Below are 17157 nucleotides of genomic sequence, written 5' to 3'. Positions count from 1 at the left end.
AAACCATGAAGAAAACCATCATCTTATTTCTGATAAGCCTTTTCACATTGCAGTCGTGCAGTGTCAATTCTGAAATTGTCTATCATAAAGATGCAGCCTCCTCTTCTATCACCGATATCGATACAAGAGAGTTTATGTCTGAAATGATGGCTATGACACCGGACTCATTAAAGCAGAAGGAATTCAGCGAAATGGATAAGCTTCCGACTGCCTGGACAAGTATGTATGATCTTGCCAAACAGGAAGGAAAATTGAAAACCGAAAATCCGGATTCCATCAGAATTATGAAAAAGGTTTTCATGAAATCAATGAAGGAAGAGCAAAAGCTGGCTGGATTTTCATTCAAAATGGAGCATTTTACCGCGGAGGACTATCAGGTTCTGAAAAATTTCACAAAAACTGAAAAGATTCCTCTGGATCAGAATATTTACAACCATTGGGATGGAAAGACCTTAACAATCAATACGGATAATTTTAATCTTAAAAGTATTGAAGAGGCTATCAAAACCAAAAGTTCAAAGGAAGAAAGTGAAAAAATTGCCGGCATGATGGTCATGTTTTTCAAAAAAATAGGAACTACAATAAAATTTGAAAGCCCAATAAAGTCAATTTCCGGGAAACACGACTGGGTAAAACAGATTGATGACCATTCTATAAGGATAGATTATGATCTGAAAGCTATTTATGATCAAGACACGAAACTCAAAAACGCTGATAAAAAGATCATCATCGTTACTGAGTAAAGCAAAAAGCCACCGGAATCCGGTGGCTTTTTTATGGTAACTAAAGTCGTTTAGTTGATCATATCAAATCTTGCATATTCTGCGATCTTCTTAGGAAGTTTGATTCCTTCTGCTGTCTGGTTATTCTCCAGCAAAGCAGCCATAATTCTTGGTAATGCCATTGCTGAACCATTTAAGGTATGAACCAACTGAGATTTACCGTCTCCTTTATAACGGCATTTCAATCTGTTGGCCTGGAATGTCTCAAAGTTAGACACTGAGCTTACTTCCAGCCACATCTCCTGAGCCGCACTCCAGACTTCGAAGTCATATGTCATTGCAGAGGCAAAGCCAGTATCACCACCACAAAGTCTTAATACTCTGAACGGAAGTTCAAGATCTGTAAGAATTTCTTTGATATGCTCTACCATTTCCTCCAAAACTGCGTAAGAGTTTTCAGGTTTTTCAATTCTTACGATTTCAACCTTTTCAAACTGGTGAAGACGGTTCAATCCTCTTACATGGGCACCATAGCTTCCCGCTTCTCTTCTGTAGCACTGAGAGAATGCCGTATTTTTGATAGGAAGATCCTTTTCCTCAAGCAAAACGTCACGGTAAAGGTTAGTCACAGGAACTTCTGCCGTAGGAATCAAATATAATTTATCTTCATTGATATAATACATCTGTCCTTCTTTATCCGGCAGCTGTCCGGTTCCAAAACCAGATGCTTCATTCACAACGTGAGGAGGATTTACTTCTGTATATCCTTTTTCTACGTTTTTGTCTAAGAAATACTGAACCAAAGCTCTCTGCAATCTTGCTCCTTTCCCTAAATAAACAGGGAAGCCGGCTCCGGCAATTTTAACTCCCAATTCAAAATCGATGAGATTGTATTTTTTTGCCAGTTCCCAGTGAGGAATAGCCCCGTCACCCAGACCTTCTACCGGATGAGACTGGAAAATAATTTCGTTATCATCCGCAGAAGCACCACTTTTTACCAATTCATTTGGAATGTTGGGAAGCTGGTACAGAATATTCAGCAAGTCGTTTTCTTTAACTTCTAACTGGGATTTCAATTCTGAGCTCGACTCTTTGTATTGTGCTGTTTTAGATTTTGCAGATTCCGCTTCTTCTTTTTTCCCTTCTTTCATCAAAAGACCAATTTCTTTCGAAATTTTGTTGATTTCGGAAAGCTGGGAATCTAGTTCAAACTGGATTCTTTTTCTTTCGTCGTCGGCAGCGATAGCCTCGTCTACCAACTCAAGATTTTTGAATTGTCTTTTTTGAAGACCTTCTAAAACGCGTTCCTTATTGTCGCGCAAAAAATTGACTTGTAACATTTTATTTAGATGTTAAATATTAGATATTTAGCTTAAAATCAGCTAACAATTGTACAAATTTAAAAATTATTTTGTGATCGTAACGGTATTTATCGAAGTTGGTGCATCAGCATTTTTTGAAAACACTTCATTTCCGTCATACAATACCTTTGAAACCTGAAATACAGTAGGAGTATTGCGATATTGAATTTCCAAAATCCCTGTTACATTATCATTTACGTTGGTGCTTTTTGTAAAAGTAATCAACATTTTGGAATGATAGGAAGTTCCTGTCCCCGGATTTTCCGGGCTTATCGAATCCAGCTTTCTTCTTTTAGCTCCTGCCAGATAATCCATATAAAACAATGAATCGGTTGTCATCCTTAATGATATATTTACCGGAGAATTATCTTTATTTCCAAAAATATCATTCACCGAATATCCTGTAAAAGATCCGGTTTTTTTACTGTTCAGAAGATCCTGACCCGCACTGTTTTTCATATAGATATTAAGTGCCTGATCTATTCTCTGCAAAGAATCATCATCATTTTTACAACTGATGAGTGCAAAAAACGCTACAAAAATGCCGCAAAAATATTTCATCATAAATACAAAGGTAAAATATTAATCTATAGACTCCTGCTTTATTTTTCAAAATATTTCTGATACCATAACTCAAATGTAACCAGCTGCCATATTTTTACCCAGTCATACTCATGTTCCTGATGATTCCACCACTGGTCAATTACTTCAGCATTGAAGAAGTTTCTTTTTTTTAAACATTCAAGATTTTCCGTGATAAAGTCTCTTACTCTTTTTTCGTTTTTAATGAAATAATTGACAGGAAATGAGAATCCTTTTTTAGGCATATTCAACACTTCATGAGGGAGATATTTTTCAGCTGTTTTACGCAATAAAGGTTTATTCTGAGTTCCATTAAATCTGATGTTCTGAGGCAGTGATGAAACATAGTCTATTAAACTGTTACTTAAATAGGGATAACGAAATTCAACACTGTATTTCATGGCACTCAGATCATCCCGGAAAACATGATGGGATGAAAGAGAATATTTCATATCATATTCAAAGTATCCTGAATAGTTTTTTGTTTCTGAAAGATGATATTTTGAAAGATTTGAATCAATTTTACTATAAATATCCGGTTTTATAAGACTTTTAGCTTCGAAAGGCATCATACTGATCTGGCTCTGGCGGAAGAAATCAAACATATTATCCTGAGAGAAATAATTTTTAACCCGTTGTGAAAACTTATCTTTTGTAAAGATAAAAGGGCTCATAAAATTAAAATTCCTCATCAGAAGCCATCTGTTCAGCTTCAGCGTATGGGAATAGCCAGCAAAAAGTTCATCGGCACCATTTCCGCTTAATACGACTTTAAAATTCTGATCATGTGCATATTTTGCGGCATTAATCAAGACTTCAAAGCTGCTGTAAGGTTCTTCAAAATGCTGAATATTTTCTTTAAGATCTTTCAGCGCTTCATCATCATTTACTTTTTTTATCTTATGCAGAACTCCAAAATGTCTGGCGGCCAGAGATGCATTATTTACTTCTTCTTCCGAAAACGGATAACTTACTGTGTATGTATTAATATGACCGCTGAAAGACTTTGATTTTGAAGCAATTAACGTTGAATCAATTCCACCACTCATCATTACTGCTACGGGAACATCTGCATACAATTGTTCTGAAATACTTTCGGAAAGCAGCTGATCTATTGTTCTCACAGCCTCTTCTTCAGAAATATTTTTTTCAGACGGCGAAGGCATCTCCCAGAATTTATCTTTGATGATTTTATGATTGTTTAAATCAACAGTCATAAAAGAAGCAGATTCCAGAGAGAAAATATGCTGAAAACAGGTTTGCGGAGCCAACGTTGTCTGAAAAAGAAAATTGGTATAGACTCCATTCCAGTTGATTTCAGGCTTTACCAGTTCATTCTTCAGCAATGCTTTTATTTCTGATGCCCAAACCAGACCGTTCTTGCTGTAATGGTAAAAAAGAGGCTTCATTCCTACCCTGTCTCTTGCCAGTACAAGTCTTTGCGAGAAAAGATCTACAATACAAACGGCAAACATCCCATCTAATTTTGCAAAGGCAGAATTTCCCCATTCCTGATAAGCTTTGAGAATAACTTCAGTATCAGAATTGCTGCGGAAGAAATGTCCTAAAGATTCAAGTTCAGTTCTTAACTTTTTAAAATTATAAATCTCTCCGTTAAAGGTAATAATGATCTGTTCATCTTCCGAGAGCATAGGCTGATGCCCTTTTTCAGAAAGATCAATAATAGATAATCTTCGGAAACCTAAAGCAATAGCAGAATTCTCATCTTTTAAAACCGGAAACTGTTCTTTGATCTTTTGCGTGGAATCATTTCCTGAAAAAGAAACTCTCTCTCCGTTACTATATATCCAGAATCCTTCATCATCCGGCCCACGGTGTCTGATTGCCTTATTCATTTCCAGAATATTTTTTGAGGAAATACTTTTATGAAATGAATAGTAACCGCTGATTCCGCACATAGTGATGAGTTAATATATCTGTAAAAATAGGAAAATGACTTTATTTTATAGAGGTGTCGGAAGTAATTATTTCTTCCAAAATTTCTGTTTTAAGAGCTGTATCTCTTCTTTTGTAACCGTATAGTCTTTCAAATTAAAGGGAGTGGAATTATAAAATTTTCTGAATAACAGAAACGCAGAAACAAAATAGGAAGATGTAGTTGCAATACATGCTCCCAAAATTCCCCATCTGGGTATTGCAATGAAGGAAAAAACAACTGTAACCAAAAGACCCGCAATTGATTTGATATTCAATATTTTAAGTTCCCGTATTCCTGAAAAATAATGTCCCGCCATATCACTTACCGCAATGGCAAAAATTCCCGGGGATAAAAGCAGCATTATTTCTTTGGTCTCTCTGAATTCTTTTCCGAAAATCAACTCGTAAACCTGAGACGGTATGATAATGATCCCCAATACAAAACCTATCATCAGAAAAAAAGTCAGTTTCAAAGATTCTTTGGTTTTCCCTATAGATTCTTCCCTGCTTTTACTATTGACAACATCTGAGTATAAAATGACAGCAATACTGCGGGTAATGGTCCATATCGCTTCCGAGAAAGTAACTCCGACGGAGAATATTCCAACACTGGCTATGCCTTCAAAATATTCTAAGAAATAAAACGAAAGCCTGTAATTCAAAAACTGAACAAAAGCACTTAATTGGGTTTTCCAGCCATATTCAAACATATTCCTGGCCACGTCTTTACAGAATGATATCTCAGAAATCTTACATTTTTTAATAATCTGAAAAAAACTGGTCATAAAAAGAAGTGCCAGGCAGCCAATCTGTGCAAGAAAATACACAGTAACATCTTTCTTTCCAAACCCATATACCAATATTCCTATAAAGATAATATGGACCAACTGTTGTAAAACAGTATACACATTAAACTTTCTAATATTTTGTGTTCCAATAAACAAGCTGATATTGGTAGATAAGAGTGAAGAAAAAACAGATATTCCGATCAGATACAATAGATATTCACCCTGAATAGAAGCTATACTGAATAAAAAAGGAATTAAAAGACCAGTCAGAAGAGACCACAGATAGGCATACAATAAAACCTTTTCTATTTTAAACCTTGATGCGAAATATGAAGCACTGCTTCCGGAAAAGATACTGCTGAAAAAACTTACTGCTGCTGCATTGGCCACCACAATAGAAATGGTTCCCTTACCTTCACTTCCCCACATATTCGTAGAATAGATCACCAGTCCGAAACTCAGGATCAGAATAAGAAAACGGGAGACAAAGGTTTTAAGGATAGTAAGCTGCATAGTGATTATTGATCAATAGACTCTTTTACAAAATCAACGAAGGAATCTTTTATAAGTTCCCAATTATATTTTTCTTTAAATTCTTTTCGTGCATTGACGGCATAGGAATGATAGAATTCCGGATCCCTGATATAATGGATGATAATATCCGAAATTGCTTCAGCATCATGAGGGTTAACCAGGCTTCCAAAAGAAAGCTCTCCCATATGCTTCCTGATCCCATTCAAATCTGAATAAATCACAGGTTTTCCTGCTCCCATAAAATAAAACAGTTTTATCGGCAGCGAATGATTGTTTTCAAAATTAATTTCCCGAAGATCAAAACAAAGATCAGCTTCTGCAAACGATTCTGTAAACTTCTCAAAACCAGTCGGTTTTCTAACATCTATATTTTCAAAAGAATAGTTCTTTACTAATGTTCTAAAATACACATCATCACTTTCGTGTATTGCTGCTCCTATGATCAGAATTTTAATATGAAGATCAGGAACTTTTTGACGGAGAAGATCTACAGCTTTAAAGAAATTTTCAATTCCCTTATCTTTGGAAATCTGACCCGTGTAACATAATGTGATGTTTCCCGGAGTGAGTTCTTTTATACTTTCATTAATATAAACAGAAGCCGGATAATAAGGCAGAATCATTTGTTTTTTAAATCCAAAAAAAAAGGCCAAAGGGAACTTTTTTGTAGTTTCTCCAAAAATAAAATGGGTACTTAAAAAACCTGCATACAGCTGAATAAGAGAAAACTTTATGGCCTGAAAAATGGTAGCCGGAAATCGGTACTTCTGAAGCATTGACATGGAAGGATACCATTCTGTAACATCATAGATGCAGCTTATCCTGTGTTCTTTTACAAACTTCTTTACTGCTACTATGGCCAGAGGTTCAGAGCCAATGATGCAATCCGGATGAAAAGCAAGGCAGACTTTTCTGAAAGTTTCCATTTTTGTTCCTATACTTTCTTCAAGAACGGCGAAAGATTCTATTTCAATCCCATCCATAATACCTTTATAGTCTGTGTATAAACTGCATATTTTTACTTCATACCCGTTATCTCTAAGAGCTTTTGCCTGATGATAAAAAATGCGGTCATCATTATAGCTGTGGGAGGTCGTTAAAAAAAGTACTTTAGGCATTAGTATCTGCTCGAATCTGTACAAATATACATTAAAACAAAAAAGTGGAAATATATTTTCCACTTTATGATTATTTCTTTTGTATCAGCTCTACAGCGATTATTTTATAGAAGCTGCCCAGCTCTTTTCCAAAGGAAGGAGAAAGTGGCTTAAAAAGTCAAGGTAAGTATTTTTGGAGAAGTCAAAAACCTGGATATTGTCTGATAACTCTCCATTTCTAAGTTTTGTTTTAAAATCAATTAATTTTAAAGTCTTTACTTCACCATTCTCTACAAAGCTTGCTTTCATTCTGTCAAAAAGACCCAATTGATATTCTTCATCAATTTCTCTCATCACCTTTCCTAAAGCATCAATGCTGCATCCTGAAGCCATTTCTTTTTCTTCGTCCACGCATACGATGATAAACTGGTTCTTTTCAATTTTAAAAGAAGAAGAAAGCGGTTTTCCATGAGCTGCCCATGTTGCAAGGAAATCAAATAGTTTTTCGGTAATGGCTTTTGCTTCTTTGGTTTCGAAAGGTCTTGAAGCCGGATATATAATGACTCTGTAGTCGTTGGTTTCTACAATATTAGATTCTTCGATTTTCATAATGTAAGTATTTATTTTTCAACACATTGAACAATCAATATTTATTTTAGTTACTATTGAATGTCCGTATCATTGTAAAGACAAAATTACGCAATTTTCCCGAGTTTAAGATCATTGTATTTTTTACTCAGTACGTAAAGCATCATAATAAAAACCGGAAAGATAAAAGGGAAGAAGAACCTTAAAGCTGCAGACTGTGGAAAGAAAAAGAATTTGATATAGACATTCACCACAAAAAGAACTGAAATCATCCTCACCCACACGTCTTTGGAACGCCAGAATATCACTCCGGTCATAATGGCTAATGATAAAGTTACTTTTTTAAAATAAATGATTTTGATGTAAATAATGCTTAGATAGTCTTTTAAAGTAACATCGATGGGATGTGTTGAAATAATAGGTCTTCGGTCAATAAAAGTATCATAAAACAAATCTTTCCATCCAGGATAATGATAAAACTTAATGATTGCGAGATACATTGCCAGAAGCACTGTTCCCTGAATAATAAAAGAAAAATCAATTTTCTTTTCCTGAAAATAATGGAAAAAGAAAACAGCCATAATATAAGTCAGAGTGAATGTAATATAATCCGGTCTTATAAAAGTAATACTGAATAAAAGTACAAACATTCCCCATTTGTTCCATTTTTTAATTAAACCGATAATAAAGATCAGCATAAACTGAAAAATAAACATATCTGGCGTAGAAACTCTCGACATATAAGTCATTGGAGGTAAAAGCATTGCAGCAACCGTTACAATCATTGCAAGCCCATATTTCTTTGGAAACAGCAGTTTCAGGATATAAAAAAGTAATACTCCTGAAAAAAAGTAAGAAATAAGGCTGGTAAACAGAACTGCCATTGGCGCTGTGAAGCCAAGCTTATAAAAAAGAGTTATTACAAGAATATACCCTACTTTGATTTGAAAATAGGGTAATTGTTCTGTAAAAGATTGTGTATTTTTTACGAAATACTGCCTTGGAATATCCCATTGCTTTATTCCGATGATGTCTGTATAGTGTTCTGCTGGAGCTTCTTTTTTTATGTCTTTGTACGTAATAATCCGGACTTTATCCGGAGAATCCGGGAACTCGGAAGTATACATACATCCCATATAGCCGGGCATATCCCAATCATATACTCTGTTCTTATAATTCCAGAATGTAAGAAGAGCAAGTATAGAAATGATAAACAAAAAGGAGAGCCTCCATTTCAGCTTCATAAACCTGTATAAGATTACAATTATAAGTCTTCTGCTTCAGCAAGAAGTTCTACGATATCTTTTACGGCTACCTCAGTATTTTTATTAAAATGTTTTACTCCATCCGTCATCATGGTATTACAGAAAGGACATCCAGTTGCAATTACCTTAGGTTCAAAAGATAACGCTTCTTCTGTTCTTTCAATGTTGATGTCTTTATTTCCTTTTTCAGGTTCTTTAAACATCTGTGCACCTCCTGCTCCACAGCAAAGTCCGTTGGTTTTGCAACGTTTCATTTCTACAAGTTCAGCATCCAGTTTTTCAAGAAGCATCCTTGGAGCTTCATATTCATCATTGGCACGTCCCAGATAACATGGATCATGGAAAGTAATTTTTTTCCCTCTGAATGCTCCACCTTCAATTTTCAGTCTTCCTTCTTCCATTAAGGTTTTAAGGAACTGAGTATGGTGTACTACTTCAAAGTGTCCACCAAGGCTTGGATATTCATTTTTAAGGGTATTGAAACAGTGTGGGCAAGCCGTTACGATTTTCTTTACTTCGTAAGCATTTAACACTTCGATATTGGTAAGAGCCATCATCTGGAATACGAATTCGTTTCCGGCTCTTTTTGCAGGATCTCCGGTACAGCTTTCTTCCTGACCCAGAACGGCAAATTCTACCCCTATTTTATTTAATATCTTGCAGAATGCTTTTGTAATTTTTTTGGCACGGTCATCAAAACTTCCCGCACATCCCACCCAGAATAAAACTTCTGGTGCTTTTCCTTCGGCAGCATACTCTGCCATTGTTTTTATAGTGAAATCCATTTCTTTTTCAATTTGAAAATGTGAGAATTTGGAAATTTGAAAGTGATATAGACAATAATCAATTTCAAATTTTCAAATTGATTAATTATCTAGTTTTCCGATGCCCAGTTCAGACGGTCAGCCTGATTATACTGCCAAGGAGCTGCGTTGTTTTCCACATTGGTCATCATCAGGTTCAGTTCCTGTGGAGCAGCAGACTGTTCCATCACCAGGAATCTTCTCATTTCAAAAATAATGGAAAGCGGGTCAAGCAATACCGGACAGGCATCTGTACATGCATTACATGTGGTACAAGCCCAAAGTTCTTCTTTGGTAATATAATCGTTCAACAGTTTTTTACCGTCATCAACGAATTTTCCGTTTTGATCGATATTTCTTCCTACTTCTTCCAGTCTGTCTCTGGTTTTCATCAGGATCAGTCTCGGAGAAAGCTTTTTCCCGGTAATATTTGCCGGACAAACAGAAGTACAGCGTCCGCATTCTGTACATGAATATGCATTAAGCAATTGCACCTGATTCAGATCGAAGATATCCTCAGCCCCAAATTTAGAAGGCACGTCCGCTTCTGCTCCTTCAGCTGGTGCAGCGTAAGGATCTGCATTGGGATCCATCATCAATTTGATCTCTTTTGTTACAGATTCAAGGTTGTTGAATTTTCCTTTTTTATCAAGATTTGCATACCATGTACTTGGAAACGCAAGGATAATATGTAAATGTTTTGAGTAATAGAGATAATTCATAAAGAAAAGAATCCCCACGAAGTGGAACCACCATGCAGCTTTCTCTGTGAATATCAAAAACCCGTTATCAAAATTGAAGATTTCTAAGAACGGAACAAAAGTCATCTCACTGATCGGGAAGCTTCCATGTTCCGGGAAAATACCTCTGGACTGTAAAATAAAATCTGAAGCATTCATTTTAAAGAAAGCCATCATTAAGGCGAATTCAATAATCAAAATCCAGTTTGCATCATTTTTTGGCCATCCGAAAAGTTCTTTCATCGTCAATCTCTTCACTCCGTAAAAATTTCTACGGATAAAGAAAATGACAACTCCAATCACTACTAAAAGTGCCAGAACTTCTAATGTTGCCGTAAAGAAGTTATAAAATGTGTGACCGAAAATACTTGATAAAAAACGGTGAGTACCAAATATTCCATCAACAACAATTTCTATTAATTCAATATTAATAATCACAAAACCTACATATACAAAAAAGTGTAAAACTCCTGCAACAGGACGTGCTGTCATTTTACTCTGTCCCATGGCTACACGGGCCATCGTTTCCCAACGTTCTCCTTTTCTGTCGTTTCTATTGATTTTGTGACCTAACCTGATATTTCTATAAATTTTCTGCAGGCTTTTGGCAAACAGCCCAAATCCCGCCACTAATAAAATCAGGAAAATAATGTTATCGATGTACTGCATAAGGCGTATTAGTCTTTGTTATTTTTTCCGAAAACCGAGAAGTTGATATATCTCTTCGGATTCGCTTTCATATCTTCAATTAATGAATTCAAATTGGAAGATGCTGAATTCAGGTTGTTGTAAAGCTGTTCATCTTTCATCAGTTTACCTAAACTTCCTTCTCCTTTATCTATCCCTCCAATAACCTGATTTAACTTCCCTACTGTAGCATCCAGATTGGCAATAGTAGCATTTAACTGTTTAGTATCTATGCTCTGCGCCAGATTTCCATATTTATCCAGGGTAACTTTTCCGCTCTGCATGGTAAGGCTTGCATCATCCAGCACCTTTTGCAGTTTTGGATCATTATGTCCTACAAGCGTATTTACACTTCCTGCTGTAGCCTGTAATGCTCCTACTGTTTTATTAAGGTTGGCCAATAAAGCTTTTATTTCAGCTCTGTTCTGAGCATCAAAAACCTGATTGGCATTTGCCATTAAAGAATCGACTCTGTGCAGAACCACCTGTAGCTGATCTTTTACCGGACCCACCTGAGAAGAAAGACTTCCCAGCGTTCCCAGTTTGAAAGCTCCTTTTAAAGTGTCACCGTCTTTTGCAGTAGGCCCTCCATACATAAGGTTCACTCTCATTTCTTTACCAGACATTAATCCGGGTTCAAAGATCTCCAATGATGAGTTTTTTGAAAATTCGAATTTGTTGTCAACTGTAATTTTTACGACAAAATTAATTTTTCCATCTTTTGTGGTAATAGGAATAATCTTGTCTACCTGTCCTACTTTCAAACCATTGATAGAAACTGCAGAAGATTGCGCCAGGCCTTCTACATTGTCATATTTTGCGTAAAATATATTATCGGTAGTAAAAAGGCTTTTCCCTTTCATAAACTGAAACAATACCACAAAGCCTACGATAGCTAGAAGTGCAATCACACCAGCTTTTAATTCTTTACTGAACTTCACTTGCTAATTTTTTTCTAATAAGCAAATATAATACATTTTAAATAAATCTTTTCCTTTATTGTTCTGCGTTAAATACAAAAAAAAGCGACAAAAAAAATTGTCGCTTTTTATATCATTGAAATGATTTTCTTATTGTTGCTGATTTCCCAGCTTGTTCCAGATCTCGATTCTATAATCTTCGATATCTGCGTTATCCTGAAGGCTCTTCATCCAGGCCTGTCCGAACATCCCGGCACTTCTTTGGGTAAGAGATTCTGTAAACTGCTTAAGATCTCCAGGTTGCTTGTTTACAGTTTCTGATTTTTTGATCAAAACATAAACTCCTGTTCCTCCTTCAACAGGGTTAGAAAGTTTACCTTTTGCAACACCGAATGCTGCACCGGCAACTTTAGGTTCCATAGAACCTGCCACTGAAGGATTCAATAAGTTCACCTGAGCAGATTGTTTTGAAGTGGCAAACAATTTAGCAATCTGATCTAAGCTGGAAGCTTTTGCTGCTGTAATCTTATCAGAAATTTGTTTTGCTGCCAATTTATTTTTAACAATAACTTCGATCTGATCTCTCACAGATTCCGGATCAGCAAGACCTGCTTCCTGTTTTCCGTTCAGATACACTACAATTTTATCTCCTGTTCCTTCTACTGTAAATAATTCAGTATCTCCTTTTTCTCTTTTCTTATCAAAAGCCCAGGTAAGGATATCAGCATCTTTTTCAGTTCCTAAGCCCTGAAGCTGACCTTCAAATCTTTTGGCTGCTTTTGGATTAGAGAACTGATAGTTTCCTTTCTTAGCAATATTCACGAAATCATTGAAAGATTTCCCCTGAACCTGCTGAATGAATTTTCTTGAGTTTTTGTCTGTTTCAGCCTCAGTAGCATCTGAAGGTTTGATTGCTTTCACAAGGTTCGCAACTTTATACCCCATTGATCCTGATTTTTTATCTTCAATATTGATGATATGGTAACCGAACTGTGTTTCTACCACCCCTGTAGCTCCTTTAGGATTACTTGCAAGGTAAGCAAGGAATTCCGGAACGAAAGGCGTCTCTGGTGTTGTCCATCCAAGGCTTCCACCCTGAGCGGCAGAATTAGGATCGCTTGAAAGCTTAAGGAATTCTGTGAATTTTGCAGGAGTAGCTTTTACAATAGCACCAATTGAGTCTGCCAGTTTCTTAGCCTGCTCTTTACTTCTTGTTACCCCTTCACCTGCAGGGCTTCCTTTGAATGCAATAAGGATATGTCTTGATAAGGTAGAATCTGAAGGTCTTTTACCAACCAATTTAGATACTACATATACATCTTGCTCTTTATAAGGACCAAAAGTCTGACCTACTGCTGCTGTAGTGATCTGATTTTTGATTGTTGGAGGCAATTGAGCAGGATTCAAATACTGAGGATTGAATGGTGCATCAGAATTTGCTGCTACAAACATAGAATCGTTTTTAGTATTCTGGAAGTTTTCAGTTCCTCCACTCGCATCTGTACCTCCTGAATATAATTTTGTAATTTCTTTCAGGGCTGCCGCATCATCTGCTGCACTAGGTTTAGATGGGAAAAATACAATACCAATATTTCTGCTTGGCTCAGCTTTGAACATTACAGGGTGCTTCTTGATGTAATCAGCAAGATCCTGTGTGGTAACATTGATCTTTGTTTTTTGAAGATAAGCTGCATAATCTACTTTTACAAAGTCGATATCTGCAAGCTGATCTCTCTGCTTCATCAATTCTTCAGCTTCTTTCTTACCTGTAGTAATACCTGCTGAAAGATTGGTAAACACCTGTCTTGCCATTAGTCTGTACTCAATTGTCTTTCTTGTTTTCAACCATTGAGTATACCCCTGGGGATTGGTGTTTTGTAATGTTTCAATTTCTTTTTTAAGCTCTTGAGTTTTAAAATTACCTTTCTCATCAAAGAACTGTTGATTCTGAGCAAACATCTGATCATACTGGATTTGATTCCAGAAATAATCATCAGTCATTTCAAAGCCCAATTTCTCAAACTGTTGTTTGATAAGTTTAGATTGTACAAGTAACTGCCATGCCTGCTCTTCAAGACCGTTTTTCGGACGACCCTGCTGTTCAGCCTGCTGCTGCAACACGAAAAGCTGATCATTGAACTCTTCGCGGGTGATTTTCTCACCGTTTACTTTTCCTAAAACGTCAGGATTCTTACCAAAAACCTTGTCGATACTCTCGGGGTTTACCAGGAACGCCAAAAGCGCTAAGGCTATTACTCCCATTAAAAGCCAAGGCTTACTCCTAATCTGTCCTAAAATTGCCATTTTATAAATTATAGTTTTTTATCAGTTTGCGAAAATACACATTTTTAAGAAATTACAGAAACAGAACTGCTTTATTTTGATTTTTAATGCAAAGATTAACTAAAAAAGGAAATTTTGACCGTATTTTTAAGTAAAAAACAAATGGCATAAGTATTGTGCATTTTTAAAACATTATAATATGCCACACGTTTTCAGAGTATATTATAAAAATTTCCTTTAATGATAAAAAACGAAAATGACAATTTGTCATTCGATTGACTATGACAGAATTTGAAGATATTAGTTTAGAAGAAATGATCAGTGACGGATTTGATATCGTAACTGAAGAAATCAATCTTTCCGACTTCGCAGAGACTGATAAAAATTCCGAACAGAAAATATTCCCTATACTTCCCGTAAGAAATATGGTTATGTTCCCTAATGTTGTAATTCCTATTACTGCAGGAAGAAAAACCTCCATACAGCTCCTTGAAGAGGCACAGAAGAACGGAGATTTTATTGGAATTGTAAGCCAGAAAAACTCGGATATGGAACAACCTTCCGAAAAAGATATATATACCACCGGTACACTGGCAAAGATCATTAAGATCATTAAGCTTCCGGAAGGCAATATTACAGCTATTACCAAAGGATTCCACAGGTTTAAGATTAAAAAAATCATTGATAACCAACCCTATTTTAAAGCGGAAATATCTAAATTAAAAGATAACCGACCTAAAGATCAGGAAGAGTATGAAGCATTATTGGAGAACATCAAGGATCTTGCTTTAAAGATTATTGAGCTTGATCCCAATATCCCAAATGCGGCAAACTTCGCAATCAAAAACATTAACAATAATGATGATCTTCTGAATTTCATCTGCACGAATGCTAATTTCTCTTCAATAGCAAAACAAAAACTGCTTGAAGAAAAAAGTCTGATGACAAGAGCCAACCAGTGCTATGAAATGATGCATGAAGATTTCAGAAAACTGGAACTGAGAAATCAGATTCATCAGAAAACATCGAAGGATCTTGATAAACAGCAGAGAGAATATTTTCTTAATCAACAGATCAGAACGATCCAGGAAGAGCTGGGTGGCGGACCTGAAAGTGATGTGGAAGACCTTATTGCTAAGGCTAAAACAAAAAAATGGAATCAGGAGGTAGAAGACCATTTCCAGAAGGAAATCGGCAGGCTTCAACGTCAGAACCCTAATTCCCCGGACTATAATGTACAGAGAAATTATCTTGATTTCTTTACAGATCTACCTTGGGAAACCTATACGAAAGATATTTTCGATATTGCTAAAGCTGAAAAAGTACTTGACAAAGCACACTTCGGACTGGAAGATATCAAGAAAAGAATTCTGGAGCACATGGCTGTTTTAAAGCTAAAAAACAATATGAAGTCTCCCATCCTATTATTGGTAGGACCTCCGGGTGTTGGTAAAACATCTTTAGGAAAGTCTATCGCTGATGCATTGGGAAGAAAATATGTAAGATTATCATTAGGTGGTCTTCATGACGAGAGTGAGATCCGCGGACATAGGAAAACATATATTGGTGCTATGGCGGGAAGAATTTTACAGTCTATCAAAAAATCAGGTACTTCTAACCCGGTAATTGTTCTTGATGAGATTGATAAAATCGGACAGGGTCTTCATGGGGACCCAAGCTCAGCACTCTTGGAAGTTCTTGATCCAGAGCAGAATAAGTCTTTCTATGATAATTTCCTGGAGATGGGCTATGACCTTTCAAAGGTGATGTTTATTGCTACTGCCAACTCACTTTCAACAATACAGACTCCTCTTTTGGACAGAACGGAGATCATTCAGATTGCCGGTTATACATTGGAAGAAAAGATTGAGATAGCCAAAAGACATTTGATCAGGAAACAGCAGGAAGAAAATGGTCTGGATGCAAAATCATTCAAACTCGGAAATGCAGAACTTAAGCATATTATAGAAGCTCATACTTCAGAAAGTGGAGTAAGAACTTTGGAGAAAAGAATTGCAGCCATTGGGAGATGGGTAGCTCTTCAGACTGCTTTGGTAAAGGAGTATGACCCCAAAATTTCATTGGAAAAAGTGGATGAAATTCTTGGCGTTCCAAGACCGAAGAGTTTATCTGAGATTACGGGAGTTCCTGGTGTGGTAACAGGTCTTGCCTGGACAAGCGTAGGAGGAGATATTCTTTATATTGAAAGTATTTTGAGCAACGGAAAAGGAACTTTAACAATGACCGGAAATCTTGGAACGGTGATGAAAGAGTCTGCAACTATTGCTTTGGAATACATTAAGGCTAAGTATGATGAACTGGGAATTTCCCAGGAAGATATTGAAAAGAAAAACATCCACGTACACGTTCCTGAAGGAGCAACCCCTAAAGATGGACCGTCTGCAGGTATTGCCATGCTGACTTCAATGGTTTCTTCGTTTAAAAACAAGAAGGTAAAACCTCACCTTGCGATGACGGGAGAGATTACTTTAAGAGGAAAAGTGCTTCCGGTGGGAGGAATCAAAGAAAAACTTCTTGCAGCAACAAGAGCAGGAATCAAAGACGTAATTCTTTGCGAAGCTAACAGAAAAGATGTGGAAGAGATCAAAAAAGATTATCTGAAAAATCTGAGAGTACATTATGTCAACAGAATGGAAGAAGTCATTGACATTGCCATTGAAGAATAAAAACAATTTATAACATATTAACTTCTCAATAATGAAACACGTTCTGATATTCAGTGCGTGTTTTTATTTTTACAAAAAAGCAGATTGTTCTGCCAGGTGGAATAAAATTTGCTGAACACTAGATAATTCCGAAGGATTGAATAATTTTTTTTCAATTCAGAC

General features: G+C 36.3%; 13 protein-coding genes. 2 read left to right on the top strand and 11 right to left on the bottom strand.

Annotation, left to right across the window (positions count from 1 at the left end):
* The first annotated feature begins 5 nt into the window (after positions 1–5).
* Positions 6–743: a hypothetical protein gene (locus tag C8D70_RS13495; RefSeq protein WP_076595418.1), complete on the top strand. Its 738-nt coding sequence runs from the start codon at positions 6–8 to the stop codon at positions 741–743.
* 50 nt (positions 744–793) lie between these two features.
* On the opposite strand, the gene serS is transcribed toward C8D70_RS13495, so the two are convergent.
* From serS to C8D70_RS13440, 11 genes are all read right to left on the bottom strand, one after another.
* Entirely contained in the window at positions 794–2062 is a 1269-nt protein-coding gene (gene serS / locus C8D70_RS13490; RefSeq protein ID WP_110367653.1) for a serine--tRNA ligase, read from the bottom strand.
* Positions 2063–2128: 66 nt separating this feature from the next.
* The gene (locus tag C8D70_RS13485; protein WP_110367652.1) at positions 2129–2647 is read right to left on the bottom strand and encodes a hypothetical protein; all 519 of its coding nucleotides are present in this window, start codon (positions 2645–2647) and stop codon (positions 2129–2131) included.
* Between the two features lie 38 nt (positions 2648–2685).
* Positions 2686–4584, bottom strand: a complete 1899-nt coding sequence (asnB, locus tag C8D70_RS13480) for an asparagine synthase (glutamine-hydrolyzing) (RefSeq protein ID WP_110367651.1) — start codon at positions 4582–4584, stop codon at positions 2686–2688.
* 66 nt (positions 4585–4650) lie between these two features.
* Positions 4651–5904, bottom strand: a complete 1254-nt coding sequence (locus C8D70_RS13475) for a lipopolysaccharide biosynthesis protein (RefSeq protein ID WP_110367650.1) — start codon at positions 5902–5904, stop codon at positions 4651–4653.
* A 5-nt stretch (positions 5905–5909) separates the two neighbouring features.
* A complete protein-coding gene (locus C8D70_RS13470) occupies positions 5910–7043 on the bottom strand; it encodes a glycosyltransferase (protein ID WP_110367649.1) in 1134 nt (377 codons plus the stop codon).
* A gap of 99 nt (positions 7044–7142) precedes the next feature.
* Positions 7143–7631 carry a hypothetical protein gene (locus tag C8D70_RS13465; protein ID WP_110367648.1) on the bottom strand — a complete coding sequence of 163 codons (489 nt, stop codon included), beginning with the start codon at positions 7629–7631 and terminating at the stop codon, positions 7143–7145.
* A gap of 86 nt (positions 7632–7717) precedes the next feature.
* Positions 7718–8854, bottom strand: coding sequence for a hypothetical protein (locus C8D70_RS13460; RefSeq protein ID WP_110367647.1), 1137 nt, complete (start codon positions 8852–8854; stop codon positions 7718–7720).
* 20 nt (positions 8855–8874) lie between these two features.
* The gene (locus C8D70_RS13455) at positions 8875–9660 is read right to left on the bottom strand and encodes a (Fe-S)-binding protein (protein ID WP_076595410.1); all 786 of its coding nucleotides are present in this window, start codon (positions 9658–9660) and stop codon (positions 8875–8877) included.
* An 89-nt stretch (positions 9661–9749) separates the two neighbouring features.
* The gene (locus C8D70_RS13450; protein ID WP_110367646.1) at positions 9750–11087 is read right to left on the bottom strand and encodes a (Fe-S)-binding protein; all 1338 of its coding nucleotides are present in this window, start codon (positions 11085–11087) and stop codon (positions 9750–9752) included.
* Positions 11088–11095: 8 nt separating this feature from the next.
* The gene (locus C8D70_RS13445) at positions 11096–12046 is read right to left on the bottom strand and encodes an MlaD family protein (protein WP_110367645.1); all 951 of its coding nucleotides are present in this window, start codon (positions 12044–12046) and stop codon (positions 11096–11098) included.
* Positions 12047–12175: 129 nt separating this feature from the next.
* Positions 12176–14329 (bottom strand): SurA N-terminal domain-containing protein, encoded by a 2154-nt coding sequence (locus C8D70_RS13440; RefSeq protein ID WP_110367644.1) that lies wholly within the window; start codon positions 14327–14329, stop codon positions 12176–12178.
* Positions 14330–14589: 260 nt separating this feature from the next.
* Between C8D70_RS13440 and lon the strand changes: the two genes are divergently transcribed.
* Positions 14590–16995, top strand: a complete 2406-nt coding sequence (gene lon, locus C8D70_RS13435) for an endopeptidase La (protein ID WP_110367643.1) — start codon at positions 14590–14592, stop codon at positions 16993–16995.
* Positions 16996–17157: the final 162 nt, after the last annotated feature.

It is taken from the genome of Chryseobacterium sp. CBTAP 102 (genome assembly GCF_003201365.1).
GTDB lineage: Bacteria > Bacteroidota > Bacteroidia > Flavobacteriales > Weeksellaceae > Chryseobacterium > Chryseobacterium candidae.
The sequence above is the reverse complement of the archived record's forward strand: the minus strand, read 5'-3'. Positions and strand labels throughout refer to the sequence as shown.

Bases quoted from the DNA above. Each gene is read 5' to 3' on its own strand.
- C8D70_RS13495 (WP_076595418.1), top strand. From the start codon at position 6: ATGAAGAAAACCATCATCTTATTTCTGATAAGCCTTTTCACATTGCAG.
- serS (WP_110367653.1), bottom strand. From the start codon at position 2,062: ATGTTACAAGTCAATTTTTTGCGCGACAATAAGGAACGCGTTTTAGAA.
- C8D70_RS13485 (WP_110367652.1), bottom strand. From the start codon at position 2,647: ATGATGAAATATTTTTGCGGCATTTTTGTAGCGTTTTTTGCACTCATC.
- asnB (WP_110367651.1), bottom strand. From the start codon at position 4,584: ATGTGCGGAATCAGCGGTTACTATTCATTTCATAAAAGTATTTCCTCA.
- C8D70_RS13475 (WP_110367650.1), bottom strand. From the start codon at position 5,904: ATGCAGCTTACTATCCTTAAAACCTTTGTCTCCCGTTTTCTTATTCTG.
- C8D70_RS13470 (WP_110367649.1), bottom strand. From the start codon at position 7,043: ATGCCTAAAGTACTTTTTTTAACGACCTCCCACAGCTATAATGATGAC.
- C8D70_RS13465 (WP_110367648.1), bottom strand. From the start codon at position 7,631: ATGAAAATCGAAGAATCTAATATTGTAGAAACCAACGACTACAGAGTC.
- C8D70_RS13460 (WP_110367647.1), bottom strand. From the start codon at position 8,854: ATGAAGCTGAAATGGAGGCTCTCCTTTTTGTTTATCATTTCTATACTT.
- C8D70_RS13455 (WP_076595410.1), bottom strand. From the start codon at position 9,660: ATGGATTTCACTATAAAAACAATGGCAGAGTATGCTGCCGAAGGAAAA.
- C8D70_RS13450 (WP_110367646.1), bottom strand. From the start codon at position 11,087: ATGCAGTACATCGATAACATTATTTTCCTGATTTTATTAGTGGCGGGA.
- C8D70_RS13440 (WP_110367644.1), bottom strand. From the start codon at position 14,329: ATGGCAATTTTAGGACAGATTAGGAGTAAGCCTTGGCTTTTAATGGGA.
- lon (WP_110367643.1), top strand. From the start codon at position 14,590: ATGACAGAATTTGAAGATATTAGTTTAGAAGAAATGATCAGTGACGGA.